Raw genomic sequence first — 1,192 nt, forward strand, 5'->3', positions numbered from 1 at the left:
ATCATCAATGCAAGTACATGTACCAGCTATTGGCACAGGTGAAGCACTTTATGGCGACGGCATCACCGTATCCTGGCTCAGGTCATGGGATGGCAAAAAAGACTCACAATTAGGATCAGCTATTTAGTCATTTATATTTCTGTTATTAAGAAGGAAATTTCGATTGCTTTTATGGATAAAAGCGATTAACCCGTTGAGAAGATGAAGCTCTGTGAAGGGTAGAGCGTGATCAATGGAAAATTTTGCTGATAGGCTATCAAATTTTCGCCTTCTTTGATGTGGTCGATTAAAATATTCTGCTACTTAGGTTTAAGGTATTAACTCATTCCGCTAAAAAGACATCGCATACCGACGGAAAATATTAATCAATAAAGGCAGATTTAGTATTATATTGAACTGATGAAAATTGACAGTGTTTCTGCCAACGAGAAAGCGATGGCAGAAACACTGGCAGAGCAACCCTGCCAAATGGGCTTTGAACTCACAAAACTCCCCGTGCCTGAGCACATCACCAACGGTTTCAACATCTTCAATGAAAAAGGATTAAAAACCGTGAACCTATCTACTGGTATGGCGAAAGTGAACACTACAGAAGAGTTCATTGCCATTGCAGACCTGGTTGCGATCAGTGAATTTGTGCGTAGCTACCTGACGCGTTAATCGACTGATAAATAAAAACCGCCTTCGGGCTAACACCGATCAGTTAAGGCATTGATCAGTTGAACGATCCTACAGATGGTTAACAATACCCTCAGTACACTAATTGCTGAGGGTATTTTTTATGTTGGCTCACTGGCTGATTGATGTCGATACGTTTGCTGCACCCGAATCAATGGCCCTCTTCCAAAAAGAACTCCCGCTCGAATGGATAGAGCAAGCCCTTGATTCGACCAACAAAGCCAGTATGAGACGGCGTAAGTTACCCGCCGAACTTGTCGTTTGGTTGATTGTCGGTATTGGCTTGTATCGGGATAAACCCATCACGGAAGTTTTAGATAAATTAGACCTCAAGCTTTCCAACCACTTAGGGGATTCTGTTGCACCAAGTGCTATCCCTCAAGCGAGAAAGCGCCTCACCGCCCAACCTTTGGAAGCGCTTTTTAAACTGACAGCAGCCCATTGGACCCAGCAGGAAGATAGCGATGACAAATGGTTTGGCCTAAGTTTACTTTCAGTCGACGGCACTCAGTTC

The 1,192-nt window shown here is 43.4% G+C and carries 1 protein-coding gene and 3 pseudogenes; all 4 read left to right on the forward strand.

The window, feature by feature from the left end; genetic code table 11:
* Positions 1–113, forward strand: a pseudogene (locus GMA8713_RS28365) (IS630 family transposase); the annotation flags it as partial.
* Positions 114–399: 286 nt separating this feature from the next.
* Positions 400–531: pseudogene (locus tag GMA8713_RS28370) on the forward strand (peptidase M20); the annotation flags it as partial.
* A pseudogene (locus tag GMA8713_RS28820) lies at positions 523–660 on the forward strand (peptidase M20); the annotation flags it as partial. The pseudogenes GMA8713_RS28370 and GMA8713_RS28820, both read left to right, overlap by 9 nt.
* 121 nt (positions 661–781) lie before the next feature.
* Positions 782–1,192 (forward strand): transposase domain-containing protein (locus tag GMA8713_RS25740; RefSeq protein ID WP_198159441.1); only part of this gene is annotated, 411 nt, incomplete at its 3' end.

Origin of the sequence: Grimontia marina, assembly GCF_900060185.1 — a bacterium.
Classification (GTDB): Bacteria; Pseudomonadota; Gammaproteobacteria; order Enterobacterales; family Vibrionaceae; genus Enterovibrio; species Enterovibrio marinus.